General features: G+C 64.0%; 30 protein-coding genes. All 30 read left to right on the forward strand.

Annotation, left to right across the window (positions count from 1 at the left end; all coding sequences use genetic code 11):
• Window positions 1-202 precede the first annotated feature (202 nt).
• The 30 genes from ACSQ3O_RS10810 (at window position 203) to istA (ending at window position 24840) form a co-directional block, all read left to right on the forward strand.
• Window positions 203-619 (forward strand): transcriptional regulator, encoded by a 417-nt coding sequence (locus tag ACSQ3O_RS10810; RefSeq protein WP_436138850.1) that lies wholly within the window; start codon window positions 203-205, stop codon window positions 617-619.
• A complete protein-coding gene (locus ACSQ3O_RS10815) occupies window positions 616-807 on the forward strand; it encodes a hypothetical protein (RefSeq protein WP_436138851.1) in 192 nt (63 codons plus the stop codon). The genes ACSQ3O_RS10810 and ACSQ3O_RS10815 overlap by 4 nt, the downstream gene beginning before the upstream one ends.
• Entirely contained in the window at window positions 807-1121 is a 315-nt protein-coding gene (locus ACSQ3O_RS10820; protein WP_436138852.1) for a hypothetical protein, read from the forward strand. The genes ACSQ3O_RS10815 and ACSQ3O_RS10820 overlap by 1 nt, the downstream gene beginning before the upstream one ends.
• A complete protein-coding gene (locus ACSQ3O_RS10825; RefSeq protein WP_436138853.1) occupies window positions 1114-2061 on the forward strand; it encodes a hypothetical protein in 948 nt (315 codons plus the stop codon). Before ACSQ3O_RS10820 ends, ACSQ3O_RS10825 begins: the two co-directional genes overlap by 8 nt.
• On the forward strand, window positions 2048-3430 hold the full coding sequence (locus ACSQ3O_RS10830) for a replicative DNA helicase (protein WP_436138854.1): 1383 nt from the start codon (window positions 2048-2050) through the stop codon (window positions 3428-3430). Before ACSQ3O_RS10825 ends, ACSQ3O_RS10830 begins: the two co-directional genes overlap by 14 nt.
• A gap of 42 nt (window positions 3431-3472) precedes the next feature.
• On the forward strand, window positions 3473-4171 hold the full coding sequence (locus tag ACSQ3O_RS10835) for a hypothetical protein (RefSeq protein WP_436138855.1): 699 nt from the start codon (window positions 3473-3475) through the stop codon (window positions 4169-4171).
• A gap of 2 nt (window positions 4172-4173) precedes the next feature.
• Window positions 4174-4692: a hypothetical protein gene (locus ACSQ3O_RS10840; RefSeq protein ID WP_436138856.1), complete on the forward strand. Its 519-nt coding sequence runs from the start codon at window positions 4174-4176 to the stop codon at window positions 4690-4692.
• A gap of 145 nt (window positions 4693-4837) precedes the next feature.
• On the forward strand, window positions 4838-5383 hold the full coding sequence (locus tag ACSQ3O_RS10845; protein ID WP_436138857.1) for a hypothetical protein: 546 nt from the start codon (window positions 4838-4840) through the stop codon (window positions 5381-5383).
• Window positions 5380-5604, forward strand: coding sequence for a hypothetical protein (locus tag ACSQ3O_RS10850; protein WP_436138858.1), 225 nt, complete (start codon window positions 5380-5382; stop codon window positions 5602-5604). Before ACSQ3O_RS10845 ends, ACSQ3O_RS10850 begins: the two co-directional genes overlap by 4 nt.
• 272 nt (window positions 5605-5876) lie before the next feature.
• A complete protein-coding gene (locus ACSQ3O_RS10855; RefSeq protein WP_436138859.1) occupies window positions 5877-6263 on the forward strand; it encodes a nuclease domain-containing protein in 387 nt (128 codons plus the stop codon).
• A 26-nt stretch (window positions 6264-6289) separates the two neighbouring features.
• The gene (locus ACSQ3O_RS10860) at window positions 6290-6607 is read left to right on the forward strand and encodes a hypothetical protein (RefSeq protein ID WP_436138860.1); all 318 of its coding nucleotides are present in this window, start codon (window positions 6290-6292) and stop codon (window positions 6605-6607) included.
• Window positions 6604-7062, forward strand: coding sequence for a hypothetical protein (locus tag ACSQ3O_RS10865; RefSeq protein ID WP_436138861.1), 459 nt, complete (start codon window positions 6604-6606; stop codon window positions 7060-7062). Before ACSQ3O_RS10860 ends, ACSQ3O_RS10865 begins: the two co-directional genes overlap by 4 nt.
• On the forward strand, window positions 7062-7319 hold the full coding sequence (locus ACSQ3O_RS10870) for a hypothetical protein (protein WP_436138862.1): 258 nt from the start codon (window positions 7062-7064) through the stop codon (window positions 7317-7319). Before ACSQ3O_RS10865 ends, ACSQ3O_RS10870 begins: the two co-directional genes overlap by 1 nt.
• Window positions 7320-7353: 34 nt before the next feature.
• The gene (locus ACSQ3O_RS10875; RefSeq protein ID WP_436138863.1) at window positions 7354-7848 is read left to right on the forward strand and encodes a hypothetical protein; all 495 of its coding nucleotides are present in this window, start codon (window positions 7354-7356) and stop codon (window positions 7846-7848) included.
• A 100-nt stretch (window positions 7849-7948) separates the two neighbouring features.
• A complete protein-coding gene (locus tag ACSQ3O_RS10880; protein WP_436138864.1) occupies window positions 7949-8332 on the forward strand; it encodes a hypothetical protein in 384 nt (127 codons plus the stop codon).
• 14 nt (window positions 8333-8346) lie between these two features.
• A complete protein-coding gene (locus ACSQ3O_RS10885; protein WP_436138865.1) occupies window positions 8347-8628 on the forward strand; it encodes a phage protein NinX family protein in 282 nt (93 codons plus the stop codon).
• Window positions 8629-8679: 51 nt separating this feature from the next.
• Window positions 8680-9303 carry a hypothetical protein gene (locus ACSQ3O_RS10890; protein ID WP_436138866.1) on the forward strand — a complete coding sequence of 208 codons (624 nt, stop codon included), beginning with the start codon at window positions 8680-8682 and terminating at the stop codon, window positions 9301-9303.
• 53 nt (window positions 9304-9356) lie between these two features.
• Window positions 9357-10046, forward strand: a complete 690-nt coding sequence (locus ACSQ3O_RS10895) for a hypothetical protein (RefSeq protein WP_436138867.1) — start codon at window positions 9357-9359, stop codon at window positions 10044-10046.
• A complete protein-coding gene (locus tag ACSQ3O_RS10900; protein ID WP_436138868.1) occupies window positions 10036-11601 on the forward strand; it encodes a terminase in 1566 nt (521 codons plus the stop codon). The genes ACSQ3O_RS10895 and ACSQ3O_RS10900 overlap by 11 nt, the downstream gene beginning before the upstream one ends.
• Window positions 11602-11606: 5 nt before the next feature.
• Window positions 11607-13727, forward strand: a complete 2121-nt coding sequence (locus tag ACSQ3O_RS10905) for a genomic island protein (protein ID WP_436138869.1) — start codon at window positions 11607-11609, stop codon at window positions 13725-13727.
• Between the two features lie 25 nt (window positions 13728-13752).
• Window positions 13753-14085, forward strand: a complete 333-nt coding sequence (locus ACSQ3O_RS10910) for a hypothetical protein (RefSeq protein ID WP_436138870.1) — start codon at window positions 13753-13755, stop codon at window positions 14083-14085.
• A 36-nt stretch (window positions 14086-14121) separates the two neighbouring features.
• Window positions 14122-15165, forward strand: a complete 1044-nt coding sequence (locus tag ACSQ3O_RS10915) for a hypothetical protein (protein WP_436138871.1) — start codon at window positions 14122-14124, stop codon at window positions 15163-15165.
• 112 nt (window positions 15166-15277) lie between these two features.
• A complete protein-coding gene (locus ACSQ3O_RS10920) occupies window positions 15278-16438 on the forward strand; it encodes a N4-gp56 family major capsid protein (protein WP_436138872.1) in 1161 nt (386 codons plus the stop codon).
• A 68-nt stretch (window positions 16439-16506) separates the two neighbouring features.
• Window positions 16507-16908: a hypothetical protein gene (locus tag ACSQ3O_RS10925; protein WP_436138873.1), complete on the forward strand. Its 402-nt coding sequence runs from the start codon at window positions 16507-16509 to the stop codon at window positions 16906-16908.
• 85 nt (window positions 16909-16993) lie between these two features.
• Window positions 16994-17359 carry a hypothetical protein gene (locus ACSQ3O_RS10930; protein WP_436138874.1) on the forward strand — a complete coding sequence of 122 codons (366 nt, stop codon included), beginning with the start codon at window positions 16994-16996 and terminating at the stop codon, window positions 17357-17359.
• Window positions 17360-17362: 3 nt separating this feature from the next.
• Complete coding sequence (locus ACSQ3O_RS10935) at window positions 17363-18040, forward strand: phage adaptor protein (RefSeq protein ID WP_436138875.1); 678 nt, start codon at window positions 17363-17365, stop codon at window positions 18038-18040.
• Window positions 18041-18569: 529 nt separating this feature from the next.
• Entirely contained in the window at window positions 18570-18803 is a 234-nt protein-coding gene (locus tag ACSQ3O_RS10940; protein WP_436138876.1) for a hypothetical protein, read from the forward strand.
• Between the two features lie 107 nt (window positions 18804-18910).
• The gene (locus ACSQ3O_RS10945) at window positions 18911-21364 is read left to right on the forward strand and encodes a hypothetical protein (RefSeq protein WP_436138877.1); all 2454 of its coding nucleotides are present in this window, start codon (window positions 18911-18913) and stop codon (window positions 21362-21364) included.
• A gap of 3 nt (window positions 21365-21367) precedes the next feature.
• Window positions 21368-23101: a hypothetical protein gene (locus ACSQ3O_RS10950; RefSeq protein ID WP_436138878.1), complete on the forward strand. Its 1734-nt coding sequence runs from the start codon at window positions 21368-21370 to the stop codon at window positions 23099-23101.
• 92 nt (window positions 23102-23193) lie between these two features.
• Window positions 23194-24840, forward strand: coding sequence for an IS21 family transposase (istA, locus tag ACSQ3O_RS10955; protein ID WP_374258795.1), 1647 nt, complete (start codon window positions 23194-23196; stop codon window positions 24838-24840).

A 24840-nucleotide genomic window follows, 5' to 3' on the forward strand; every position in this document is an offset into this window, starting at 1 on the left:
TTCTCAGCCAGCCAGCCGTCCCAGTCCGGCTCCCAGTTTCCCCCGCGCCCGCCATCCGTCTCCTCCCTCTCTTGGGCGCGGGTTTCCCCGTCGGCGCTTCGTGCGTCGGCGGGCTTTTCTTCAGCGGCGGCGTGTTCCTTTTGCATGCCGCCATCGTGCTTTTTATTTGCCCCAGCAGGGTACTCAACCGGGTTCAAAAACCATGACGCAGCTTGAAGACCAGCACGAGCTGGCCCTTGCGCGCGCCCCACAGCGCAGCGCCGTGCCCCTCGAAATGATCCGAGCGCAGAGGACCGCCGCAGCAGCGTTCACGCTGGCCTGCAGCGTCTCTGGCCTGGAAGACAAGGAGATCTATCTGGCCCTCGAAATCGATGCCGGGTACTTCTCCAACATCAAGAAGGGCAAGGCCACGCTGCAGGCGGACTTGGTGGCCCATTTCTGTGAGGTGGTGGGCAACACGATCTATCCCGAGTGGGGCGCCTTCCAAGTTGGCTGCACGCTGGTGATGGTGAAGACTGAGGCCGAGCGCCGCGCGGAGTTGGCCGAACAGCGTGCCATTGCTGCGGAGGCCGAGAACCGGCTGATGCGCCAGCTGCTGCAGGGGAGGGCCACGGCATGACCATCCGCGCTCTCACCGACGACGACATCAAAGCCGCAGCCCGCGCTGCAGCCGAGCAGCATATCCCCGTGCGCGAAGCCAACGACTACTGCCTGGGCTCCGACAACTGGAACACCTTCAACGAGGCGTACCGGGCGCGCGAGGCGCAGCTGCACATGCAGCGGCAGGAGTTGGCGGAGGCCGCCTGATGAACACCACCATCACCGCGGCCGCAGTGCATAGCGCCCGCGCCCCTGAAGCTGTGCACCTTCAGCCCGTCGTCGCTGTGTGCTTCGGCGCCCAGGCCGAGCCTCTGGCCCCCCTGGACCACGAGCGCGAGCTGCTGATCAAGATTGAGGGTCTGCAGCTGGAGCTGCAAATGTCTATCTGGACCCGCACTGGCGACTTCGGCGCCCACGGCGCGGCCACGCGGCACCAAGCTCGCATGGTGGAGTTGATCAAAGGCCGGTCGCCTGCCGTGGTGGCGCGCATGGAAGCGGAGAGGGGACTGGTCCATGCGTGAGTACGCCAAGGTCGTGCCCAAGATGTGGCACGGCAAGACCATGAAGGCCCTTCGGAAGAACCCCGAAGCGCTCATCGTGGCGATGTACCTGATCACGTCCCCCAGCAGCAACATGTTGGGCCTGTTCGCTCAGCCTGTGATGTACATGGCGTACGAAACCGGGCTGGGCATCGAAGGGGCATCGAAGGGCCTTCAGCATTGTGTTGAAGCCGGGTTCTGCTCCTACGACGATGAGTCCGAATTCGTCTTTGTCCACGAGATGGCTTCGTACCAGATCGCCCCTGAACTGAGCCCGAAAGACAAGCAATGCGTCGGAATCCAGAAGGCTTACGACGCGCTGCCGGACAACCCTTTTCTCGGCTCCTGGTACGACCGGTACGCAGCCGCGTTCCACCTGACCAACAAACGCGAAAGCGATTCAGTCGAACAAGGGGCATACCAAGCCCCTTCGAAGGCCCATCGAAGCCAAGAACAAGAACAGGAGCAAGAACAGGAGAAGGATCCCTCTTCACTTCGTTCAGAGGGAGCGCGCGCTGACGCGCCGCCGCCCCCTCCCGCTCCTGCCAAACGCTCGAAGCGCGAAGAGTCCACCCTGGCGAACTTCCTGGCCACCTGCCGGAAGCAGCACGTCAAGCCTGTGCCCGACGACCACTCGATCCGCACTTGGGCGACTGACGCTGGCATCACCGACGAGATGCTGCAGATCGCCTGGGTGGCGTTCAAGGAGCGCTACACCGAGGACCCGAAGTACCGGGGCAAGCGGTACAAGGACTGGGCTGCGACGTTCGCGAACAGCGTGAAGGACAGCTGGTTCGGCCTCTGGTTCGCGTCCGAAGCCGGGGGCGTGCAGTGGTCCTCGAAGGGGCTGCAGCGCAAGCAGGTTCTGGACGCGCGCCAAGCGCAGCGCCAGCAGCAGGAGGGCGGCAATGCATCCGCATGACCTCGACGTCAGCGTGCTGCCATGGTCGCCGGAGAGCGAGTCGGCGGTGCTGGGCGCCCTGATGCTCAACCCCGCCGTGTGGGACGCCGTGGGCGACATCCTTGAGCCGAAGCACTTCTTTGCCCAGGCCAATGGGCGCATCTTCGCCGCCATCGGGGCTCTGGTTGTCGCTGGCAAGCCCTGCGACTTGGTGAGCGTGCTGGCGCACCTGCAGGCCAACGGGCAGGCCGAAGACGTGGATCTGGTCAGCCTGAACGAGATCGCGCAGATGGCGCTCAGCGTGGGCAGTGCGCGGCGGTATGCCGAAGTGATCGCCGAGCGTGCGCTGATGCGGGGCCTGATGGAGGCCGCAAACGATGTGCGCGACATCGCGGTAGAGCCCGGCCTGACCGTGGGCGAGCGCCTGGACAAGGCCCAGGCCAAGCTGCAGGGTGTCGCGATCAACCGTGGTGCACAGCTGCCGGTACCGGTGGGCGACATGGCGCTGGAGCTGAGTCAGCGGGTGGAGTCCCTGCATCGTGGCGACATCGAACCCGGTATCTCGACCGGCATCCCCAGCATCAACAAGCGCCTGAACGGAGGGTTTCGGCCCGGCAAGCTGATCATCCTGGCCGCCCGGCCAGCAGTGGGCAAATCCTCCCTGGCGATGCAGTTCTGCGTCAACCTGGCCCAGTCTGGCCATGGCGCGGCGTTCCTGTCGCAGGAGATGCCGAAGGCGGACCTGATGGACCGTATCGGAAGCAATGTCGGCCAGATCCTGCTGGACAACATCGTCACCGGAAACCTGCGCGACTGCGAGTGGCCACGTCTCACCGAGGCAGTGGACCGGCTGCGCCAGCTCCCGCTGTACCTGGACGATCAGCCCGCGCTGACGTTGACCGACATCTCGGCCAAGGCACGCGCGCTGGTGCGCCAGCACGGCATCAAGTTGCTGGTGCTGGATTACATCCAGCTGTGCGGCTCCCGCAAGACGCAGGAAAAGCGCCACCACCAAATCGAGGAAATCAGCCGTGGTCTGAAGACCCTGGCCAAGCAGCTCGGCATCACGGTCCTGGCCCTGAGCCAGCTCAGCCGTGGGCTCGAAGCACGCATCGGGGGCAAGCCGCAGCTCTCCGACCTCAAGGAGTCCGGCGCTATCGAGGAAGACGCTGACGTGGTGATGTTGCTGAGCCTGAACCACATCAATGAATTCGGCGGGAAGGTCATCGAGGCCGACTTCGCAAAGAACCGCCAAGGCCGCATCGGCAGCGCCGCGCTGGCCTTTGACGGCGGCTTTCAGCACTGGACCGACAGCGGTGAGCCGCTCGCCCGCGCCAGTCCGGGCAAGGCCCGCAGCGCGGCGGCCTACGCGCCATCCGAAGAGTTTTGACCCCCCCAACCACCACCCGCAACCACCGAGAGGACCATCACCATGACCCAGAAATCCGAATTTTCTTTCCGCACCCCCACCGACGTGACGCTCACGCACGTGAACTTCCGCAAGGAGCTGCATGGCGACGATCACCGCCAGGCGGTGGACCTGAACATGTCGGTCGATGTGCCCAACAGCTTGCTGGACACCATCGTGCCCGGCCTGCGCGAGGCGCTGTACACCAATCACGATGTGGCAAACGGCCAGGCCGAGATCGAGGACTTGCCCGCCACGTTGCCCAACTTGCGCTTCCCGCGATTGAACGGCGGCAAGTTCTCGTTGGACGACAAGAAGGCCAAGCTGGCTGGCTACGAGCTGGAGGTCGAGTACGGCCTGAACGACGAGCGCTCCAAGATGGTCTTCGACTGCGTGAAGGTCGTGAAGCGCTCCATCGAGACGAAAGAGGGCGGCACCATCCACCTGTCTTGGCAGTGCCAGTACATGGGCGACCGGCTGGACCAGGAGACCTGCGGCAAGCTGGCGCTGCTGGAGCAGGACTTGATCGCCATCCGATTGATTCCACCGGCCGTGGAGCAGCTGGAAGAGACGCATGAGCCGATGGAGAACCCATTCCCCGTGCAGGACGCAGACGAGCCGCCCCTGACGGCCGGCGACATCTTCGCCAGCGGGCCCAGCAGCGATGGCGGCGCGGCCGACGACGCCGACCAGGACGCAGTCCTCTCTTCGGACGACCGCTGATCATGCTGTTCATCGGTGTAGACCCGGGCCTGACTGGCGCCTTCGCAGTGCTGGATCAGAACGGCCTGCGCGGCGTCTTCGACCTGCCCACCATGCCCATCCCGGGCGTGGGCCCGAAGGCCCTGGTGCAACGCAAGATCGACGGCCGCGCGCTTCTGGATCTGCTACTGAAGACCTGTCCGGCGAGCGAGGCGCGGCCCACCATCGTGATCGAGGCCGTGGGGACCATGGGCGGGGCGAACAACGCCGTGCAGACGCAGGGCTCGCTCCTGCGTTCCCTGGGCGCCATCGAGACCGTGGCCGAGTGCCTGAAGTGCCAGGTGCGCTACGTGGCGCCGCAGACCTGGAAGCGCAGCTACGGATTGATTGACCCGAATCTCAAGCAGACCCAGCGCAAAACCAAGGCGCTGGAGACGGCGCGCCGCTGCTTCCCGTCGTGCACCGACCTGGGCCGCGCCAAGGACCACAACCGGGCCGAAGCGGTACTCCTGGCGCGCTACGCGCAGATGGAGTTCGCGTGACCCTGATCCTCGTCCCACCTGGTCGCGGCAAGTGGCGCACTACAACCGTCCGTATTGACGGCGATCGGACTGCGCCCCTGTTCTTCCGGGTGGGGCAGCGGATCGAGTTGGGCGGTGTCCTGTTCCGAATTTCGAAAGTCCTCGCATGACCAAACCCGCATCCATCATGCTCGTGAAGCGCCACCCCCTGGACGGCTTCAGCGAGTTCGAGCGGTCGATCATCCGCCGCTTCCACTTCGAGTGCTTCACCGGCCTGGATGCCCAACATGAAGGCCGTTGGCGCCGCATGTGGGCGCGCTTCTGGAATGCAGCGCCCGGCCAGGTCTTCCAGCTGGACAACGTGGTGGAGCGCTCCAGCGAGTTCCACAAGCGGCACATGGCCATCGAGCAGCGCCTGTTCGACAGCCAAGACTGCTTCGCCAACCTGCCGGCGCTGCGCGCGTGGCTCAAGGTCGGGGCCGCCTTCGTGACCTGGGAACACGACGGGAAGGGCGGATTGGTAGCCGTTCCGCGCTCCACAAGCTACGAAAAATGTAGCGACGATGAGATGCGCGAGTTGCACGACGGCATGCTGGCGCACCTGCGCACCCCGGGAGCCCAGTCCCAACTCTGGCCCCACCTTGCGCCAGCCGCGCGCGCGACGATGCTGGAGAGCTTGCTGGCTGACCGGGAGAAGGGCGGGCAGGCATGACCCCCGACCAAATCAACGCCGGACGCAGCAAGCCCGTGTGGCGCTGCAACACCTGTGGCGCTACCAGCGGTCTGAAATGGTGGAACGGGCTTTCGGTGGCCGTCTGCCGCGACAACCCCCAGTGCGGAGCGGCCGAGAGCCAAAAGTTCGCCGATGCCATGGCAGAGCAGGAGGCGCAGGACGCCTACGCGGCTGAATGGCTGGGGGGCGGCTCATGCTGAATCGCCGAACCCCCGTGAAGCGCACCTCCTGGCTGCGCGCCAGCAGCACTACGGTAAAAACAGAACGCAATCGGGCGCGAGCGCTTGCTGAGCGAGCACAGGGTGCTATCAAAAATGCATCAGTTTGCGATTCGACGCAAACTGAAGAAAAACAGCTGCTACCGCTTGCCCGCATTGGGAGGGAAGCTATCAAAACAGCAGCAAACGCCAGCACCACGCCAGCGCGCCCGCAGCCGAAGTCCAAGGCCCACCGCAACGCCCACCTCCGCGACATGGCCCGGGGCATGCCCTGCCTCCTGCGCGTGCCCGGCGTGTGCACCCAGGACCGCGCTACCGTGGTGTGCTGCCACAGCAACCTGAGCATCCATGGCAAGGCCGGGGCCCGGAAGGCCGACGACCAGTACAGCGTCTGGGGCTGCGCTGCGTGCCACCAGTGGCTGGACCAGGGTCCAGCGCCCAAGGCGCACAAGTACAGCGCATTTATGCCCGCCCATCTTGCCCAGGTCCTGGAGTGGCGCGCCATCGCCTTTGACGGCTGCAGTGCACCGCGCGACAGAGCGGCAGCCCTGTGGGCACTGGGCATGCTGAATTCACAACCAAATCCCGCTGCAAAGCATGAAATGAAAGCACCTGCAGCTATTAAATCAGGAGTGATCTGATGCGGAATTCTCAGGTGAGTAAGACGATGCGTTTTGTGCTCGAAGCCATTTCAGCGAATCCCGGGGCTACGTTGGACCTTCTGGAGACTGTCTTGCGCGTGCCTGCCGGGCGTAAGGCCATCAATCAGTTCTGCTGGCGGGCTGAACGACGTGGGATGCTGACCTCTGACCATAGCCAGGGGGATGTGCGCTACACGGTCACGCCGAAGTGGAGCTACATCGCTGCGGGCATGGATCCGAGCGACCATGATGACGGTTCTCCTGGTGCGCCCGGGATACCACTGGTCTTGATGGCCCGCATGTCCCAGCCCAACAGTGTTTTCGCGCTGGGGGCAAGGCCATGATCCGCACCCACATTGCCAGCCAGCCGGTGAACACCTCGCGGCTCCCCAAGTTCTGGCGGCCCAAGCTGACGCCGGAGAGGATCAGCACCTGCCAGATCGTCCACCGAGACCTGGTGACGCGTTTCACCGATGGGTCTGCCTCGCGCGACGATCTCTGGGACTGGATGGAGACAGGCTTCACCTACAGCCAGATGATGCGGTATCTCCACCAGGACGGCGAGCAGTTCACTCCAGAGGCTGAGGCCTGCTTGGCGCGCCAGCTCGACATCTACCCTGCGGTGTGCGAGCGCTTCCGGCGCACCGCCCGAGTCGGCCTCAGCGGTCCGGAGCTGCAGATCGCCAAGGATGCAGCCGACGTGATGGATGCCCTGATCGCCATGGACCGCCATGGCATAGCCGATCGCGCGGCCCTCTGGTCAACGCAGCTGATGGTGAAGCTGCGGAGGTTGATCTGATGGCCACTTGCCAAGACTGCACCCACGCCAGCACCGATCCCCACTGGGGCGGCTACCACTGCAGCTGCGGGGGCTGCCAGGTACGCGCCCTGGCCAACGGCCCTCAGTTCTGGCGAAGCCTGAAGGACCGCCAGCGGACCCCAGGCTACCTGGCCGAGTTAGTCACGGTGTTCGGGGAAGAGGAGGCCGAGACGGGGCACAAGGCCGTCTTTGCGGAGTACCAGCGGCTCAAGAAGCTGCGCGGGGGAACGCCCTGAACCGAATCAGGCATAGAGCACGAAGGGAGCAATGATGTTGAGCCACACCACGAACGAAGAAAAAGCGACCACCGGGCAGCTCGTGTGGGAGACCATTGTTGGCCTGACCAACGAAGAGCGCTCCATCACCCGCCAGGTGCTGCGCGAAGCGACGGGCTTGTCCTATGAAGTCATCGATGACCACATCAAGCGGCTGGAGACGGCCGGCAAGATCTTCAAGGTAGGCAAGGGCCTGATCGAAATCGTGCCCAAATATCCGCCGGAGCGAGTGCAGAGCCTCACGCCACTGCCGAATGGCAAAGTGAAATGGGAGATGGGGGATATCTATGCCGAGTTCACCCCACCCGAGGCCCGGCGCCACGCCATGATGTTCACAGGCTTCGCGCGCCAGTTTGAGGACATCGAGTCCAGCAACAAGGCCTTGATCCGGACGGCGGAGCTGGCGGACCGGATCCGGGAGCTGGAGCGCACGGTGGCGGCGCTCAAAAAACCGAAGAACGATGCACAGTTGGATCTCCTGGCGGATTGAAACTTGCCGAATCCTTGCTTTTGGGGCGAAGTTGGTGGCATTGGTGGCCAAAAATCGCATTTAACCTACGGGCCTGCATACACCGCAAAGGCCGCTCACCATGAACCTCCAGCAAATTCGCATACCTATTCCCACCGACCTTTCCCGCGACAACCTGCTTGAATACTTCGGGAACCTGATGGAAGTTCAGGAGCCGATCCACGACTATGCCGGAGACGAGGACACAGGAATTCTTCTCAGAGCTCTTGATCTGGATGTCGGAGACCGAGAACAGATTGACGGCCTTGAGGTAGAGGAGGTCGAGGTCACGGAGGATGATGTCCACGTGTCCTTTGTGCTGGAGATTTCTGCCTACCTTGGATGCAGTGACTTGAACTATCAGAACCGAGAACATAGAACCGTCACTGGCATCACGGATGGAGGGGACTGGGTGTTCGATGTGTTCCAGAGCCCGCCCGAGCGCACAACAGTTGAAGAATTTTGACGAATCCAGGCGGCATGAAAGTCTCCGACCTCGCCGGCCCCGCCCTCGATACCTGGGTATCGAAGGCCTTGGCCAAGCCCGCTGGCACTGCCTATTCATCAAACTGGGAGGTGGGCGGCCCAGTGATCGAGAAAGAGCGCATCCACGTCGCTCCCATGCCCGGAAAGGGATGGGTCTGGTGTGCGGTGGTGGTCAGCGAAACGGGGAAGGGCGCCTGGCAGGAAGGCCGGACACCCCTTATTGCCGCCATGCGGGCGCTGGTGGCCAGCCGATACGGGACCAATCTACCTGAGTAGGTGGACTGTTCCGGTAGTATTTCCCGCATCAATCCACACCATGGACGGGACATGACACCAGAACAAATCCAAGCGATGGTCAAAGGGGCTGTTGAAGCATCTGGAGGCCCCGCATGGTGGGTCTATGCGCTTCTCATTTTGTGTGCTTGCGTGGGTTCCTACCTCGGCAGCTATCTGGGAGAGAAGGGCAAAAACACCGCCACCAAGGAAGACATCGAAGCTATTACAGAGAAGGTGGAGGCGGTCAAGCAAACTCTTGCCAGTCGTGGCTGGGTCCGGCAGCAGCATTGGGCGAACCGTGAAAAGTACTATTTGCAGATCCTCAGCAATCTCGCGTTGATGCGTACTTCTCTTGCGGATGTCTATGCAGAGGCTGTTCGACAACGAAAGGCGCCCGGTGTCCCCAGCGAATTGTTTGATGCCAAGCTGCTGATGGGTGAGTACTTTGATGCCAAAAAAAAAGTGCTTGAACTTCTTGGGCCGGCTGCAGTATTTCTCCCCGCCTCGACCCTGCAAGTGATCTATTCATTTTTCTCCAAGGAATCTCGAATTGGCGACGAGTATGACAATTCGGAGGATTGCTTCAGAGATTTGACGATTGCGATATCTAGAGCTTTTGATGCGGTGCTTGCAAGCGCTCAGGCCGATTTAGTTGGAGCGGAAGGGTCGGCTTGACACCCCCAGTAGGGTTCGCATGAAGTTGCGGCCTCGGCAACCATGCCGGGGCAATGGCAACCAGCAACCCCAGTTCTCCCGCACAAGACAACCTCCCCGGAGCCGGCGGCGCAGCCGCCCCGGAGCGGCGCCGCGCCGACTGGGAGGCCATCGAACGCGACTACCGAACCGGCCAGTTCTCCGACCAGGAGCTGGCTGACAAGCACGGCAACGTGGTGTCGCGGCAGGCCATCAGCAAGCGCGCCAAGGTGCAGCGCTGGCAGAAAGACCTCAGCGTTGAGGTCCGCCGCGCCACCAAGGCAAAGTTGATCGCCGAGCAGGTTGCGGTTGCCAATGCGAAAGAAGTTGCCAACCGGGTTGCCAACGGTGGCAACGCGACCGTTCAGGCCGTTCTGGCTGCGGCCGAGACCAATAAGCAGGTGATCCTGGCGCACCGCCGCGACATCGCCAAGGTGCATGGCCTGACCATGAAGCTGGTCGGTGATCTGGAGACGGCGGCCAACGAGTCCGACACCACCAAGCGCCCGCCGCTGCCTGAGCTGATCCTGTCTGCCCAGAGGGCTGGCCAATCCTTGGCGCGGCTCCAGCAGATGGAGCGCACCGCCTTCGGGCTGGACGAGGATGATGATCCGGCTGGGGCGGCGGGAGTGTCGAAGCTCACTGATGCCCAGCGCGCGGCGCGCCTGGCTGCTCTGACAGCCATTGCAGCCAAGCGCAAGGAAGAGGGCGGCGATGCGAGCTAACCCGACCCCGGCCGAGCTGCTGGAACTGGTGAAGCACCTTACGCCGGAAGAACGCGAGGAGCTGGATAGCCTGCTGACGGAAGGTCTGCCGCTCTGGATTCCCCAGGTAGGCCCCCAGATGGCCGCCCTGCAGTCCGAAGCCGACATCGTGTTCTACGGGGGCACGGCGGGTGGCGGCAAGTCAGACCTGTTGCTGGGGGCTGCGCTCACAGAGCAGGAGCACAGCATCATCTTCCGCCGTGAGGCCGTGCAGCTGATCGGCTTGGAAGAGCGCATGGCCAAGATCCTGGGCACGCGCAACGGCTACAACAGCCAAAGCGGCCTGTGGCGCTTGCCTGGCGATCGCGTGATGGAGCTGGGCAGCGTGAAAGAGCCCGACGACTGGATGAAGTACCAGGGCCGCGCACATGACCTCAAAGGCTTCGACGAGATTACCCACTTCTTGGAATCGCAGTTCCGCACGCTGATCGGTTGGATGCGGACCGACAACCCAGGGGTTCGCCAGCGCGTGATCTGTGCAGGTAACCCTCCAACGAGCGCTGAGGGCGAGTGGGTCATACGGTACTGGGCGCCTTGGTTGGACCCTCAGCACCCCAACCCTGCGAAGCCTGGCGAGCTACGCTGGTTCGTCACCGACGAGCAGGGCAAGGACATGGAAGTGCCCGGGCCCGAACCGGTGATGGTCGGCAAAGAGCCGATGAAGCCCAAGAGCCGAACGTTCATTTCGGCCGATGTTGACGACAACCTGTTCCTGCAGATCACGGGCTACAAGGCCACGCTGCAGGCGCTGCCCGAGCCGCTGCGCTCACAGATGCTGCATGGCGACTTCATGGCTGGGCGCAATGATCCGGTCTGGCAGTTGATCCCCACGGATTGGGTGAAGGCCGCCCAGGCTCGTTGGGCCCCCAGGGAATCCAAGGGTGAAATGACGACCATGGGCTTTGACCCTGCGCGCGGTGGCATTGACAAGTCCTGCGCAGCCCGCCGCCATGGCCAGTGGTTTGATGAGCTGGTGTCCGCGCCAGGCGCTGTCACGAAGGACGGTCCGACCGCTGCCGGTTTCGTGGTGCCCCTGGTGCGCGATGGCGCCGTAATCGCCATCGACAGCATTGGCATCGGCTCCAGCGCCTTGGACTTCATCAAGGGGCTGGGCCTGCATGTCCATCCGGTGGTGGGCTCCGCCGCCAGCCCGCTCATGGACAAGGCTGGCCAGCTGCACTTCAAGAACAAACGGGCCGAGATGTATTGGCGGCTGCGGGAAGCCTTGGACCCTACCAACCCAGACCCAGTCGCGCTGCCCCCCGATATCGAGCTGCTGGGCGACCTCACGGCCGTTCGCTACAAGGTCGTGACCATGGGTCAGCACGCGGCCATCCAGATCCGCACCAAGGACGAGATTCGCGAGGCGCTTGGCCGCAGTCCGGACAAAGGTGACGCCGTGGCCATGACGTTCGTCTCCGACCTGCCGCGCCCCACGAAGAAGCCCCGCCAAAAGAGCTGGCGCGACCGCCTCGCCGCACTCAACAAATCACAGGGATCGGCCCAGGCCGCATGAACACCATGGCAAACGACCAATCCGCCCGCGAGAACTGGGCCCGCTACCAGTACGGCAAGGACCGTGGCCACATCGAATACACCGAGCAGGCAGCGCTGTGCGAGCGCATGTACATGGGCGGCGGTGAGCAGTGGCTGGATGCCGACAAGGAGATCCTGCGCAGTCAGGGCCGCCCGTTCTACGAGTTCAACGAGGTCAAGCCCAGCGTGAACAGCGCCATCGGCTACCAGATCCAGAACCGCATGGACATTGGTTTCAAGCCGCGCGGCGAGAAGGGCGACTTGCAGACAGCAACCATCCTGTCCAAGTTGGCCATGCAGATTGCCGACAGCTCCCGCCTGCACTGGGTGGAGACACAGGTCTTTTCCGATGGCCTGATCGAGCAGCGCGGCTACTTCGATGTCCGCATGGACTTCGACCGGAACATGAAGGGAGACGTGGTTGTCTTCAATCTGGACCCGCGCGACGTGATTCCGGACCCAGACGCCAAAAGCTACGACCCCGACAAGTGGGGCGATGTGATCATCACCCGCTGGCTCACGCTCGACGAGATTGAGCAGCTGTGGGGCCGGGCGGCCAGGGACAAGGCAGAAGCCTCCGGCGATGATGACCAGGACTACGGCGAGACCGACGATGAGGTGCGCCGGAACAAGTTCGGCAGTGACCGGAACGTGGGCTTGTACGACGCCTTCATCATGGGCGCCGACAACCTCAAGCGCTACCGGGTCATCGACCGACAGATCGCGGTGTACGAAAAGACCGACTGCCTGGTGTTCCCGGAGACGGGCGATGTGACCATCGCGGACAACATGTCCGAAGAGTCCATCGCTGACGCCCTGAGCAAGGGGGCGGTGCGGGCCAAGCGCATGCGCCGCCGGGTCAAGTGGGTGGTTAGCACGTACAGCACCACGCTTCACGAGGGATACAGCCCCTACGAGCATTTCACGCCCGTCCCATATTTCGCCTACTTCCGGCGCGGCAAGACCCGAGGCATGGTTGATGACGCCATCGGCCCTCAGGAAGCCCTGAACAAGGCCGTCAGCCAGTACGTGCACATCATCAACACTAGCGCGAACAGCGGCTGGGTGGTGCAAGAGAACTCGCTGGCCAATATGTCCACGGAGGATCTGGAGGAAGTCGGGGCCAAAACAGGGCTGGTGATCGAGTTCAAGCAGGGAACCACGGCGCCGGTCAAGATCCAGCCCAACCAGATCCCCACAGGCGTGGACAAGCTGATCGATCGTGCGACCAAGGCGCTGAAAGATGTCACCGTGCCGGAGGCCATGCGCGGCCAGCAGGGACCGGAGAGCAGTGGCATTGCCATCCAGGCCAAGCAGTTCGCCAGCCAGCAGCAACTGGCCGTGCCCCTGGATAACCTTGCCTACACACGTCAGCTGCTGGCCACGAGGATCCTGAAGCTGATCCAGCGCTACTACGACAGCTACCGCGTTTTCCGCATCACCGAGACGGACCCCATGACGGGCAAGCCGAAGGAGGAGGTGCTAGAGATCAACAAGTTCGATCCAGAGACGGGCTCCTACCTGTTCGACGTGACCGTGGGCGAGTATGACGTGGTGATCACCGAGCAGCCGATGCAGGTGACTTTTGAGAACAGCCAGTTCCAGCAGGCCATTGAAATGCGCGAGAAGGGCATTGCCATCCCTGATGCGACGGTGATCCGCTACTCCAACCTGACGGACAAGCACGACATCGTGTCGCAGATTGAGGGGAAGAGTGCTCCTCCGCCGAATCCGAGGGCCGAGGCCGAAGCCGCACTCAAGGTGGCGCAGGCTGGCAAGGTGCAGGCTGAAACGGAGAGGGTGCGTGCAGAGACTCCTGAAATCAGAGGCCGCACGATGTACAGCGCCATGCAGAGCGCCCAGGTCATTGCCGCAGTGCCGCAGACGGCAGTCATTGCCGATCAGCTGCTGGGCTCTCAGGGCTTCGAAGACCAGGACAAGGGCCCGGCCGTGGCCGCCATGAGCGAGTTGCCCATGGAGTCAGCACCGCCTGGCCTCATTCCCGAGAACACTGACCCCCTAACGCCCGCCAGCCCGGCCCTGAGGTTCGCAGATGGCATTGAAACACTCGAAGCGGATGGCACCGAACCAGCCATCGGGCAATAGAGACAACCACCACTGAAGGAAGACCATGAGCACCCGACAAGAGACCCCTGCCGAGCAAGGCGGCCCCAACGACGCTAGCGACGGTCTGGTGAAGGCCATCGCCCGCGTAGCGCACGAGGTTGTCGCCGCGCACAGCGTTGCCTACGGCGACTACACGACGCTGCCCTGGGAGCGCCTGCCCGACAAGGAAAAGGAGCACACCTGCGCAAAGGTGGCGGCCTTCCTCAACAACCCGGGGCTGCACCCCACCGCACAGCATGGCCCGGCCGTGGCCACGTTGTCGGCGTCCGAACGTGCGGCTGCCTATGTGTTCCACGGGGTAGTGCACGCCATTGCGCGCGAGCAGACCCGCAACTGATCAACCAACCACAACCCAAGACCACAGGAGAAAACCATGAACATCCGAGAACTCAAGCGACGCCTGCAGCCCTACAGCGGCTACATGAAGCCGGTGGAAAACGGTGGCGCCGACAGCGGCGGTGAGGTCATTGATCTTGTGCCCGGTGCTGGCGCGGCCGATGGTGATGGCGGGGGCGATGACCGTGGCGACGACTTCACGCCCACGCCTGATGCCGATGGCGCGGGTGATGGCAATGACGGTGGTGAAGGCGGCGGCGGTGAGAAGCCACCCGTGGCCAGCGGTGCGGACCCAGAAGGTGGTGACGGGCACGACGGCGGGGCTGGCTCGAAGGGCATTCCCAAGGGCCGCTTCAATGAAGTGAACGCCAGGCGCAAAGAAGCAGAGGCGGCCCTAGCAGCAGCCAACGAAGAGCTGGCCCAGTACCGGGCCCGCGAGGCAGCCGCGAAAGCCGCTGAAGCGAAGCCCAGTGCCCCTGCTGCTGCGCCTGCGTCCCAGGACCAAGCTGCAGAGCCCTTTAACTTCAAGGCTCAAGAAAAGGCCTATGCCACCGCGTTGATCGAAGGCGACATCGACAAGGCCACCGAGATCCGCGAGGCCATCAACGCCAAGATCGAGGAGCAGGCGACTGCCCGGGCCACGGTGGAGCTGACCTCACGTCAGACAGCACAGCTGCTGAGCAACACCGCACAAAGCGTGGCCAAGGCCTACCCCTATCTGAACACCGCCGAAGGCGCTGAAGCCCTGGAGCTGATCCTGGCCTCGCGCGACGCCAAGATGGCTAAGGGCATGCCCGCCCACCTGGCCCTCCTGGAAGCGGCCAACACCATCGCGCCGCGATTCGCTCCAGAGGAAAGCGAGACCCCCAGTAGGGATTCGACTTCTGCGCCATCTGCGAAAGACTCACGTCCAGCAGCAGCACTTGCCAGGGGCGCAGCGGATTCAACCGCGCAACCTCCGGCTTTGCAGGTTGGTATCGGGCAGCGGACAACTGTCGCCCGGGTGAACGTGGCTCAGCTGACCGAGGAGCAATTCGAGGCGCTGACACCGGCTGAGAAGAGCCGCCTGCGCGGCGACTGACGCTCAGGACCAGCGGGAATCCACCCGCCCGCTGGTCATGCTTTCAGGGTGAATTCGTCCCCATGGCAGGACGTAAAAGCCGCCTGGCGTTCTTGGCCGCCTCCACAAGTCCATGTCTCTCGCATTGGCAGCGCACGCCTCAGTCCGTAACCAATCAAGGAGCATGGCGATGAGCCTGACCAACTTCGCGGCCCTGACGCCGCAGCAAAAACTCGTCTGGTCCCGCGATGTGTGGAGCGCCGCACGCGACCAGATGTTCGTGAAGCGCTTCCTGGGCACTGGCCAGAACGCGATGATCCAGCGTATCACCGAGCTGACCAAGACCGAGAAGGGCGAGCAGGTGATCATGCACCTGGTCGCCGATCTGGTCCAAGACGGCGTGATTGGCGACAACGAGCGCGAAGGCAACGAGGAATCGATGCAGTCGTACTCGCAGATCATCACCATCGATCAGCTGACCCACAGCGTGCGCAATAAGGGCAAGCTGGCCGAGCAGAAGACGGTGATCAACTTCCGCATGATGGGCAAGGATCGCCTCGCCTACTGGCTTGCAAACCGGACTGACCAACTGACGTTCCTCACGTTCTCTGGCATCAGCTACGCCTTCCAAAACAACGGGGCGCCTCGCGTTGGCTCGCCTTTCCCGAATCTTGCCTTCGCCGCTGATGTGTCCGCGCCATCGGCCAAGCGCTCGCTGATGTGGGACGGCACCTCGCTGGCTGTTTCGGCCACGGGCAGCATCACAACCGGCTTTGTCCCCAGCTACAAAATGATCGTGGACCTCATCGCCTACGCGAAAGAGAACTACGTCAAGCCGCTGATGGACGGCGGCAAGGAGTACTACGTGCTCCTCGTGGCTCCGGGTACGCTGGCGGCGCTGAAGAAGGACCCCGACTACCAGCGCGCCGTCGTGGCCGTGGCGACCAAGGCCGGTACCGACTCGCCCTGGTTCACCGGTGCGACCGTGACCGTGGACGGCGCTGTGCTCCACGAGCACCGCCTGGTCTATACCACCAAGGGCGCGGCCAGCGGCTCGAAGTGGGGCGCTGGTGGTCTGGTGAACGGCACTCGCACGCTTCTGTGCGGCGCCCAGGCTCTGGGCATGGCCGACTTGGGCCCCGCCGAGTGGGACGAGAAGACGTTCCAGTACGGTAGCCAGCAGGGTATCAACATCGACAAGATGCTTGGCCTCCTGAAACCCAAGTTTTACAGCATCTACAACCAGTCCGTCGAGGACTTCGGTGTGGTGTCTGTGGACCACTACCTGCAGTAATGCAGCGTCTGGGGCGGGTCCGGGTGGACTCGCCCGTTTCCCTCCCCTGTTGTTGAAAGGAGGCCCTTATGGCCATCAAAAAGAACTCTGGTCGGCAAGAGCTGATCGTCGCTCACCTCGACATCGGCTTTGCCGACCCCACCACCTACGGCACGGCGGAGAACGCCTTCGATGTGCCCGGCAACGCCATCCTTTTTGGTGGTGATGTGGTGGTCAAAACGCCGTGGAACAGCGCCACGACTGCGACGCTGAAGCTGGGCGATGCCGCGGATGACGACCGCTACACAGCTTCGGCCATCGACCTCAAGACCTCCGGCCGTACTGCGCTGACCCTCACTGGCTACAAGCACACGGTTGCCGAGGCGCTCAAGGCGCTGATCGCCCAGACCGGGACGGCTGCCACAGCTGGCGCAGCGCGCATCACCATCAGCTACTACGTTGAAGGCCGCGCAGCCTTCAGCCAAGGCTGATCTGTTGTTTCTCAGTGGTCAGGCCGGCAACGGCCTTTAGCACCCGGCGGCTTGATCCCCGCCGGGCTTTTTGAAGGACAAGATCATGACTCTGAAATTTCGCTCCCCCACTGACGAGCCTCTGCACATCGCGCTGACCAGCGGCCACACGGCAGTTGTCACGCCCGAGGGTGTTGAACTCGAACCCATGTTCCGGCGCGAAGCCATCGCACGCGGCGCCTTGGCAGGTGATGAAGCCCCTTCCATTCAGGGCGCGACGCCTCAGTTCGACCGCAAGCAGGTCATCACCGACGCCATCAACGCCATGATGGACGGTGACGACGAAGAAGACTTCAACGCCGATGGCAAGCCTGCACTGCGCCGCCTGAGCGCACGCGTGGGCTTCCAGGTTGATCGCGAAGAAGCCGACGCGATCTTCGAAGAGCTGGCCAAGGCGGGCAGCCAGGGCTAAGTCATGAAGGTAGAGGACTTCATCACCGATTTCCGGGATGCGGTGGCCGACCATGTCGTGCCGCCGTTCTGGTCTGATGCCGAGATCGTCCGCTACCTGAATGAAGCCGTGCAGGAGGCGTGCGAGCGCGCCAAGCTGATCGAGGACCGCAGCACTGCCGCTGTGTGCTCTGTTCCCATTCAGGCTGGAGAGTCCACCTACCCACTGCACCCCAGCGTCTTCGAGATCAAGCGGCTGACCTTTCGGGGGCGGCCGCTGGATGAAACCAGCGTCGAGGAACTGGACGAGGACTCGCCGGGCTGGGAGAACAGGAGCGGTCAGCCGCGTTGCTTCATCTTCGAGCAGGCCAGCGGCATTCGGCCTGCCCAAGTGCGCCTGGTGCCCACGCCGACCGCAGCAGAAGCCGTTGCGCTCACCGTCTACCGTGGCGCCATCAAGCCGCTGAGTGCGGACATCACCACCGGAAAGCCCGAGATCCCAGAGCGCTTTCATGTGCAGTTGATGGACTGGATGCTGCATCGCGCCTACCTCAAGCAGGACGCCGACACCTTCGATGCCAAAAAGGCTGCGGAGTCCAGATCCTTGTTCGTCCTGGCCTTCGGCGAGCACCCTGACGCCAACGTCCAGCGCAAGAGAAGGGACAAACGGCCGCCACTCGTACGATGCCATTGGGGGGCATGACTTATTTGAAGTAGGGAAAATTCAATGGGTACCAGTTGCCAACCAAGCGATCTAATTCGGGGCACTTTGGCGCTGGTGTTTCTAGGCCAGGTCAAGTAAAAGACGAGTTCGAATCACCTCACCAACAGCCGTGCACCTATGGAGGGTAACTATGCGGTTTTTCATGTGGGCGCTTTTGACATGCCTGTTTTCTGTCGTTCATGCACAAGGTCTGAATTTGCATAAGCAGCCACTGGTTTCTGGCACGCATCAAACCGGCATAGTCAGAGGCCAGAGTTGCAACGGTGATGGGTGGCAGGAGGTCCTCTCAAGCAGGACCGACATCAATTTGATGGCGATGATTTGCAAAAGAACCAAGAGCTTCATTGGGAACGGGTACGAATCGAAACGTACGTACTTCGCTGTACCCATTCCAATTGGGCGGAACGAGATCCCGTTGGGTTGCACAAGAGATGCTCCCGGGAGTTCCTCCAGTAGCGAGTATCGATTGGCTTGGCTGAATCGTGAGGGAACTTACAAGCCAAACAACATGCAGGATATTGAAGACGTTCTAGTTGTTGAGGTCGGTAAGGGAAACGCGGGGAGTTTGTTGACCAATCCGAGCTACCGTTTTGTAAACGCAACCATTCGCATGCGTGGAGGGCGCGAGTATCTGGAGCAATTGAAGCCGGGGGACTCGTTTCCAATGGGCACTGCTGGGGTTGTTCTGACTGCGAGTTTCGTCTTCCCTGAAACAGAGTTCACGTCCTGCGATAACCAGTGATTTCGTATTGCTCGGGTGCCCCTACGACCTGAGACTCGCCCCCAGTAGGGTTCGACGCGCACCCCGTGCGCAAGGAGACTGCCTGCATTGATCCCGAAAGGCCATCCATGCAAGGCTTCCAGCCCGCAGCGCACCGACTTGCGCAACTCCCCCAACACCTCGCCGATGGTGGCTCCGTTGGCTTCGGCGGCCGTGGCCTCAGTGGCCTGCGCGACCTGATCTCCAAAATGGCCGCCATGGGCTACCAGCAGGTGGCCCCAGCTCCGGCACCGCCCCCGGCCGCCGATCCACGCAACGCCCAGCTTCAGGCCATGATCCCGCGCATGGAGGCGATGGGATACAAGCAGCAGCCCCAGTTTCTGGCCAAGGGCGGCTTGGTGCGCGGCCCAGGCACCGGCACAAGCGATTCCATCGAAACCGAGGCTGAGCCTGGCACGTTCATCATGCCGGCCGACTCCACCGAGGCCATTGGCCCGAGCGCGCTGGAGAAGATGGGCACCATGCCCGTGCGCCTGAGCGATGGCGAGTTTGAAATCCCACCGGCGCAGGTGATGGCCATCGGCGCGGCCGTGCTCAAGGCCATGAAGGACGCCACACACGCCCCCGTGCACGGTGTCGATGGTGGCCAGACCGACGAAGAGGTGGGCGAGGTTCCAACGGACCGCCTTGCGGAGCTGCCGCAGTTCGCCGATGGCGGCCTGGTCGGCAATGAAGTCACCCGCGTGGGCAACAGCTACAGCGGTGGCAGCGTCTCGGGCGGCATCGCCGTCAACGGCCAGGCCCCCGGTGGGACGGTCAGCACGTCTTCCTGGACATCGCCAGCACCGGCCCCGGCGCCCGCTCCCTCGCCAACCATCGTGGCGACGAATACCGTGGCACCTGCAGCACCTGCAGCACCTGCAGCACCTGCAGCACCTGCAGCATCGCCAGCGCCTGCGGCCCCCATGGGCTGGGCGGAGCGCAACGCCCAGCGCAGCAATGAAGTGACGGCCAGCTCCATTTTGGACAGCCCCGAGCGCCGCGCGGCACAGGCTGCCCTTACACCGCCGCCCGCGCCTGCACCCGTTGCTGCACCAGCTTCGGCGCCGCAAGAGCCAGGGGCTACGGGGTTTCAGTCCGCCACTCAGCGCCTGGGCACTCTGCCTCGGGCCGGGCAGCCTGGTGCTGGATATCAGCCCCGGCGGTATGCGGACGGAGGGGTGGTGCAGGACGATCTGCAAAAGCGCCTGGCACAGATCCCAACTGGCGGCCCTGCTGGCTGGACTGGTGGCGGCGCGCCTGCTCCCGTGGCGCCAGCTCCAGCACCCGTTCAAGTCGCGGCTGCCCCTGCGCCCCTGCACGCAGCCCCTGCAGCTCAGGCGGGCGCACTGTCGCGCGCCGCATCGATGGCCACGGCGCCAGCACCCGTGGCTCCTGCTGTGTCCGCAATGAGTGCACTGCCCGCCGCAGACCCGAGCCCACAAGGTGAAGCGGCCGCCATGGGCTTGGCTCGCCGTGGTGCAGCCGATGCCATGGCATTGATGCCGAACGCGCCAGCTCCGCTGCAGGCGCCCACCATCCGCCACAGTGGCAACGACTGGGCCGCCCGCAATGCCTTGCGCAACGCGGAGGTGTCTGCCAGCTCGATCACCACAAACGGCGGTAAATGGGACCAGACCGGGGGCAAGAATCCCGCAGCGCTCACCTACCAGGCGGCCCTGGCGAATGACAACGCCCAGCGTGCCGCAGAGCCTGCCGCTGCGCTCGCTACGATGCGCGAACAGGGTGACACCCACCGCGCAGGCCTGCAGGTAGCCGCGTCCAGCGCCAACGCAGCGGCCGACCGCATGGGCGCCATGGACCGCACTCTGGTGACGGAGCGCGGGAACAACACGCGGGCCGAGATCGCCGCCACCGGCGCAACGGAAGCCGCGCGCCTGAAGGCCCAGCAGGACAACAAGCCACCAGCGGGCTACCGCTGGGCGGCGGGCGGGAAGTTGGAGCCAATCCCCGGCGGGCCTGCTGCCGATGGCAAGCCGCTGACCGAAGACCAGGCCAAGTCGGCAGGCTATGCCCTGCGCATGGACAACGCGCTCAAGCTGATCGATGACATCGGCAAGACCAACCCTGGAGCCATCCGCCCCGGGCTACTGACGGCGGCCAATAACGCGCTTCCCGAAGGGCTGGCCAACCAGATCCGCCCCGAGTCTCGCCAGCGCGTGGAAGCCGCTCAGCTGGATGCCCTGGACGCGGCCCTGACCCTGAACACGGGCGCCGCGTACACCCGCGAGCAGCTGCAGGGCCTGAGCCGCTCGTACTTCGCCCAGCCAGGCGACGACGACAAGACCGTTGCCGACAAGGGGAATCGCCTGCAGAGCCTGATCGACACCGCCCGGTTGCGCGCCGGGGAGAAGGGCTCTGCGATGACAGACGCAGCCCAGGCCAAGAACGCGGGGCGCACGGGCGCCGCTCCGGCTGCTGGTGCGCCAGCACTGCCTAGTGGCATGACTCGCCAGGTGGGCACGTCGGGTGGGCGGCCGGTCTACGAAGACGGCCAGGGCAACCGTTTCATCGGAGGTTGATGCATGGAACTGAAGCCATTCACTGGCGAGCTGGACGCCCCATCCCCTTTGCCCGCCACAGCGCCTGCACCTGCAGGGCTGACGCCGTTCACCGGGCAACTCGACGCCGAACCCACCCCAGCACCCGCTGCGCCCACCCGCTCCGCAGCAGAGAGCGCGGCGCGCGGCTTTGGCATCGGGACACGCGGATTGGTGCAAGGTCTGGTGGACCTTCCTGCAACCGTCACCGACAATCTGGTGGCGAAGCCCGTCAACGCCGTACTCGACGCGGTGCGCGGCAAGGACAACGGTCCGCGCATGAAGATGCTGGGCGAGGCCACTGGAGTCCTGCTGACCAAGGCGGGGTTGCCCACGGCAGAGACCGCCAGCGAGCGCGTGGTGCAGGACATCAATCGGGGCGGTGGCTCAGCGGTCTCCGGCATCGGCTTGGGCGGGGCCTTGGCGCGCGGCGCAGGTGCCGCCGCGCAGTCTGCCCAAGTGGCTGGGCGGGTCTTACCACCGCCGCCGAGCACTGTGACGGAGGCCGTTGGGCGCTCTTTGGCTGCGGCCCCGCTCACTCAGGTGGCCAGTGGAGCTGCAGGGCAGGGCGCTGCTGCACTCACCCGCGAGGGTGGCGGCGGAGAGGGCGCGCAGCTCGTCGCCAATGTCGCTGGTTCGCTGGCGCCATCGGTGCTGCCTTTCGCCGCGCAAACCGCAGTGCGCGGTGCGCTTCGTGGGGGCGAGGCTGGCCGCCAGCGCGTGGCGGAGAACATCAAGGTGTTCGAGGAAGCCGCAGGCACGACGCCCACGCTGGGCCAAGCCACGCAGTCCAGAACGCTGCAGGCGGCAGAAACAGGCCTTTCCAACGTCATCGGTGGGTCGGGCCTGATGGCGCGGCGTGCCGAAGCGCAATCCAAGGCTCTCGAAGACAGCGTGCAGCGCCTGTCACAGGAACTCGCGCCCGACGCCACGGGCTGGGGCGCTGGTGAGGCCATCACGCGCGGCGTGAATGCGTTCAAGGACTCGATCAAGACCACGCAGAAGCAGCTCTACGGCAAGCTGGACGAGTTCATTCCAGCAAACACGCCGGTCAGCGTGAACCGCACCCAGGAGGCGCTGAAGGCATTGAACGAGGGCATCGAGGGCGCTCCCAACCTGTCCCAGTTCTTCCGAAACGCCAAGATCGGCAACATCGAGCGGGCCATGCTCAAAGATGTGGAGGGCGCCACCCTGGCGAACATCGCGCCGGGGATGTCTTCCACGGGCGTGGCGCCTGCGGCAGGCCAACTGCCTTACCAGGCAATCCAGAAGCTCCGCACGTTGGTGGGCCAGGAGATCTCGGAAAACTCGCTGACATCCGACGTGCCCCGCTCGAAGTGGCGCGCGCTCTATGCGGCGCTGAGCGACGACCTCGGCACGGCCGCCGAAGCCGCCGGGCCCCAGGCACAGCAAGCGTGGAGCCGCGCCAACCAGTACACCAAGGGCAGCATGCAGCGCCTCGATCAGCTGGAATCCATCGTGAACCGCGAGGCCCCGGAGCGGGTGTTCAAGGCGGCCACGAGCGGCCTGGCAGACGGGGGCACGCATATCCACCGGCTGATGAAATCCATGTCCGAGGAAAACCGCCGCGAGGTGGCCGCCGCCGTGTTGCAGCGCCTGGGCCGCGCCCGGAACAGCGCCCAGAACGAGATGGGCCCCGGCGGCCACCCAAACTGCCCCACTTATGGCCACCCAAACTGCTCCACCTGGCCGGGGTGAGTTGACCCATTGATTTCGGTGAGTCAGGCGCCTCAGCTCTGACGTGCAGGACGTAACTTCCACCCCCTTGATCACAAGGGGGGATTCACGAGGTGAACGTCTTGAAGCCACATCTACAAACCACGATCTGGACGCTCCTGCGCGCGGGTAACACCCAGCGCGAGATTGAGCGCCGCACCGGCATCTCCCGCCACACCATCCGCGCCTGGGCTAAGCGCTTTGAGGCCCAGGGCGATCCGCCGCCCCCGTCGCCTGACGATTCAAACTGCCCCGGGGTGGCCACCGACCTGGTTGTGCCCCTGGCCAGCCAAACTGCTCCACCCCGGCCACCGGCTTTACTGCTGGCGCCTGCGCCGGCGGCCACCTCGCTGTGTGAGCCCCACCGCGCCTTCATCGAAGCTCAGTTGCGCTTGGGCCGCAATGCCACGGCCATCTACCAGGACCTGGTCGATGCCCACGGCTTTGCTGCACGCTACAACTCCGTCAAACGCTTCGTGGCGCGCATCCGGGTGCGTGAGCCTGAGCAGTTCGACCGCCTGAGCTTCCTGCCCGGCGAGGAGATGCAGGTGGACTTCGGCGAAGGCGCGCCCACCCGCGTGCCCGGCACCGACCGCTGGCGCAAGCCACGCCTGTTCGTGGCCACGCTTCGGTATTCGCGCCGCAGTTTCCGCCGCGTGGTCTGGAATTCTGGCCAACAGGTCTGGGCCGAACTGCACGAACAAGCCTGGCGCTACTTTGGCGGCTCGTGCCGATACGTGGTCCTGGACAACCTCAAGGAAGGCGTGCTCAAGCCCGACCTGTACGAGCCCGAGCTCAACCCCGTGTACGCCGCCACCCTGGCACACTACGAGGTCGTGGCCGACCCGGCGCGGGTACGTGACCCCAACCGCAAGGGCAGTGTCGAGAATGCCATTGGTCACACTCAGGCCACGGCACTCAAGGGCAAGCGCTTCGAGACCATTGAAGAACAGAACACCTACCTGGAGCACTGGGAGACCAAGTGGGCGGCCTCTCGCATCCACGGCTCAGAGCGCCGCCAGGTACAGGCCATGTTCGAAGAAGAGCGGCCCCACCTGCAGCCCTTGCCCACGCTGCCCATGGCGTACTTCCGTGACGAGCAGCGCACCGTGTGCGACGACGGCTGCGTGCGCGTGGCCCATTGCAGCTACGCCGCGCGGCCGGCGCACATTGGCACCAAGGTGCTGGTGCGCATCTTCGAGCGCCGCCTGGAGATTCGCGACCTACAGACCCAGGCCCTGCTGCGCACGCACACCTTGGCCGAGCGGCCAGGCACCGTGGTGCTGCCCATGGACGAGCGCGTCTTCAACCCCTCCCGCGAGACCCTCCACATCCTCAAGCAGGCCGATGCCATCGGCGTGGACGCCGCCCGGCTGTGCCAGATGCTGTTTGCCATCGAAGGCCGTGTGGGCCAGCGCAAGCTGTGGGGCATCGTGCACCTGGCCGACCGCTATCCACGCCAGATGGTCAACACCGCCTGTGCCCAGGCCATCGACGACGGTGTGCACAGCTACCGCCACGTCAAGGCCATCACCGAACGCCTGGTGGCGCAGGCTCTGGCCCAACTCGATGCCGCCCCGACAGCGACGCAGGCCGCACCCGCGAGCACCACGCAAACGCACGACCTCATCCGCAACCCACAGGAGTACGGCGAACTCTTCGCCATGGCCACAGCGGCCACGACACCCGCCATCACACCTCAAGGAGATTTCTTCGCATGA

Origin of the sequence: Acidovorax sp. LjRoot74 (assembly GCF_964254355.1) — a bacterium.
GTDB lineage: Bacteria > Pseudomonadota > Gammaproteobacteria > Burkholderiales > Burkholderiaceae_C > Acidovorax.

What these genes read in the sequence shown, in the direction of transcription:
- ACSQ3O_RS10835 (WP_436138855.1), top strand. Translation starts at nt 3,473, where the DNA reads ATGACCCAGAAATCCGAATTTTCTTTCCGCACCCCCACCGACGTGACG.
- ACSQ3O_RS10935 (WP_436138875.1), top strand. Translation starts at nt 17,363, where the DNA reads ATGAAGGTAGAGGACTTCATCACCGATTTCCGGGATGCGGTGGCCGAC.
- ACSQ3O_RS10905 (WP_436138869.1), top strand. Translation starts at nt 11,607, where the DNA reads ATGGCAAACGACCAATCCGCCCGCGAGAACTGGGCCCGCTACCAGTAC.
- ACSQ3O_RS10880 (WP_436138864.1), top strand. Translation starts at nt 7,949, where the DNA reads ATGAACCTCCAGCAAATTCGCATACCTATTCCCACCGACCTTTCCCGC.
- ACSQ3O_RS10820 (WP_436138852.1), top strand. Translation starts at nt 807, where the DNA reads ATGAACACCACCATCACCGCGGCCGCAGTGCATAGCGCCCGCGCCCCT.
- ACSQ3O_RS10840 (WP_436138856.1), top strand. Translation starts at nt 4,174, where the DNA reads ATGCTGTTCATCGGTGTAGACCCGGGCCTGACTGGCGCCTTCGCAGTG.
- ACSQ3O_RS10895 (WP_436138867.1), top strand. Translation starts at nt 9,357, where the DNA reads ATGGCAACCAGCAACCCCAGTTCTCCCGCACAAGACAACCTCCCCGGA.
- ACSQ3O_RS10915 (WP_436138871.1), top strand. Translation starts at nt 14,122, where the DNA reads ATGAACATCCGAGAACTCAAGCGACGCCTGCAGCCCTACAGCGGCTAC.
- ACSQ3O_RS10925 (WP_436138873.1), top strand. Translation starts at nt 16,507, where the DNA reads ATGGCCATCAAAAAGAACTCTGGTCGGCAAGAGCTGATCGTCGCTCAC.
- ACSQ3O_RS10885 (WP_436138865.1), top strand. Translation starts at nt 8,347, where the DNA reads ATGAAAGTCTCCGACCTCGCCGGCCCCGCCCTCGATACCTGGGTATCG.
- ACSQ3O_RS10810 (WP_436138850.1), top strand. Translation starts at nt 203, where the DNA reads ATGACGCAGCTTGAAGACCAGCACGAGCTGGCCCTTGCGCGCGCCCCA.
- ACSQ3O_RS10875 (WP_436138863.1), top strand. Translation starts at nt 7,354, where the DNA reads ATGTTGAGCCACACCACGAACGAAGAAAAAGCGACCACCGGGCAGCTC.
- ACSQ3O_RS10920 (WP_436138872.1), top strand. Translation starts at nt 15,278, where the DNA reads ATGTCTCTCGCATTGGCAGCGCACGCCTCAGTCCGTAACCAATCAAGG.
- ACSQ3O_RS10825 (WP_436138853.1), top strand. Translation starts at nt 1,114, where the DNA reads ATGCGTGAGTACGCCAAGGTCGTGCCCAAGATGTGGCACGGCAAGACC.
- ACSQ3O_RS10910 (WP_436138870.1), top strand. Translation starts at nt 13,753, where the DNA reads ATGAGCACCCGACAAGAGACCCCTGCCGAGCAAGGCGGCCCCAACGAC.
- ACSQ3O_RS10850 (WP_436138858.1), top strand. Translation starts at nt 5,380, where the DNA reads ATGACCCCCGACCAAATCAACGCCGGACGCAGCAAGCCCGTGTGGCGC.
- ACSQ3O_RS10945 (WP_436138877.1), top strand. Translation starts at nt 18,911, where the DNA reads ATGCAAGGCTTCCAGCCCGCAGCGCACCGACTTGCGCAACTCCCCCAA.
- ACSQ3O_RS10830 (WP_436138854.1), top strand. Translation starts at nt 2,048, where the DNA reads ATGCATCCGCATGACCTCGACGTCAGCGTGCTGCCATGGTCGCCGGAG.
- ACSQ3O_RS10930 (WP_436138874.1), top strand. Translation starts at nt 16,994, where the DNA reads ATGACTCTGAAATTTCGCTCCCCCACTGACGAGCCTCTGCACATCGCG.
- ACSQ3O_RS10900 (WP_436138868.1), top strand. Translation starts at nt 10,036, where the DNA reads ATGCGAGCTAACCCGACCCCGGCCGAGCTGCTGGAACTGGTGAAGCAC.
- ACSQ3O_RS10815 (WP_436138851.1), top strand. Translation starts at nt 616, where the DNA reads ATGACCATCCGCGCTCTCACCGACGACGACATCAAAGCCGCAGCCCGC.
- ACSQ3O_RS10890 (WP_436138866.1), top strand. Translation starts at nt 8,680, where the DNA reads ATGACACCAGAACAAATCCAAGCGATGGTCAAAGGGGCTGTTGAAGCA.
- ACSQ3O_RS10870 (WP_436138862.1), top strand. Translation starts at nt 7,062, where the DNA reads ATGGCCACTTGCCAAGACTGCACCCACGCCAGCACCGATCCCCACTGG.
- ACSQ3O_RS10855 (WP_436138859.1), top strand. Translation starts at nt 5,877, where the DNA reads ATGGCCCGGGGCATGCCCTGCCTCCTGCGCGTGCCCGGCGTGTGCACC.
- ACSQ3O_RS10845 (WP_436138857.1), top strand. Translation starts at nt 4,838, where the DNA reads ATGACCAAACCCGCATCCATCATGCTCGTGAAGCGCCACCCCCTGGAC.
- ACSQ3O_RS10860 (WP_436138860.1), top strand. Translation starts at nt 6,290, where the DNA reads ATGCGTTTTGTGCTCGAAGCCATTTCAGCGAATCCCGGGGCTACGTTG.
- ACSQ3O_RS10950 (WP_436138878.1), top strand. Translation starts at nt 21,368, where the DNA reads ATGGAACTGAAGCCATTCACTGGCGAGCTGGACGCCCCATCCCCTTTG.
- ACSQ3O_RS10865 (WP_436138861.1), top strand. Translation starts at nt 6,604, where the DNA reads ATGATCCGCACCCACATTGCCAGCCAGCCGGTGAACACCTCGCGGCTC.
- ACSQ3O_RS10940 (WP_436138876.1), top strand. Translation starts at nt 18,570, where the DNA reads ATGCAGGATATTGAAGACGTTCTAGTTGTTGAGGTCGGTAAGGGAAAC.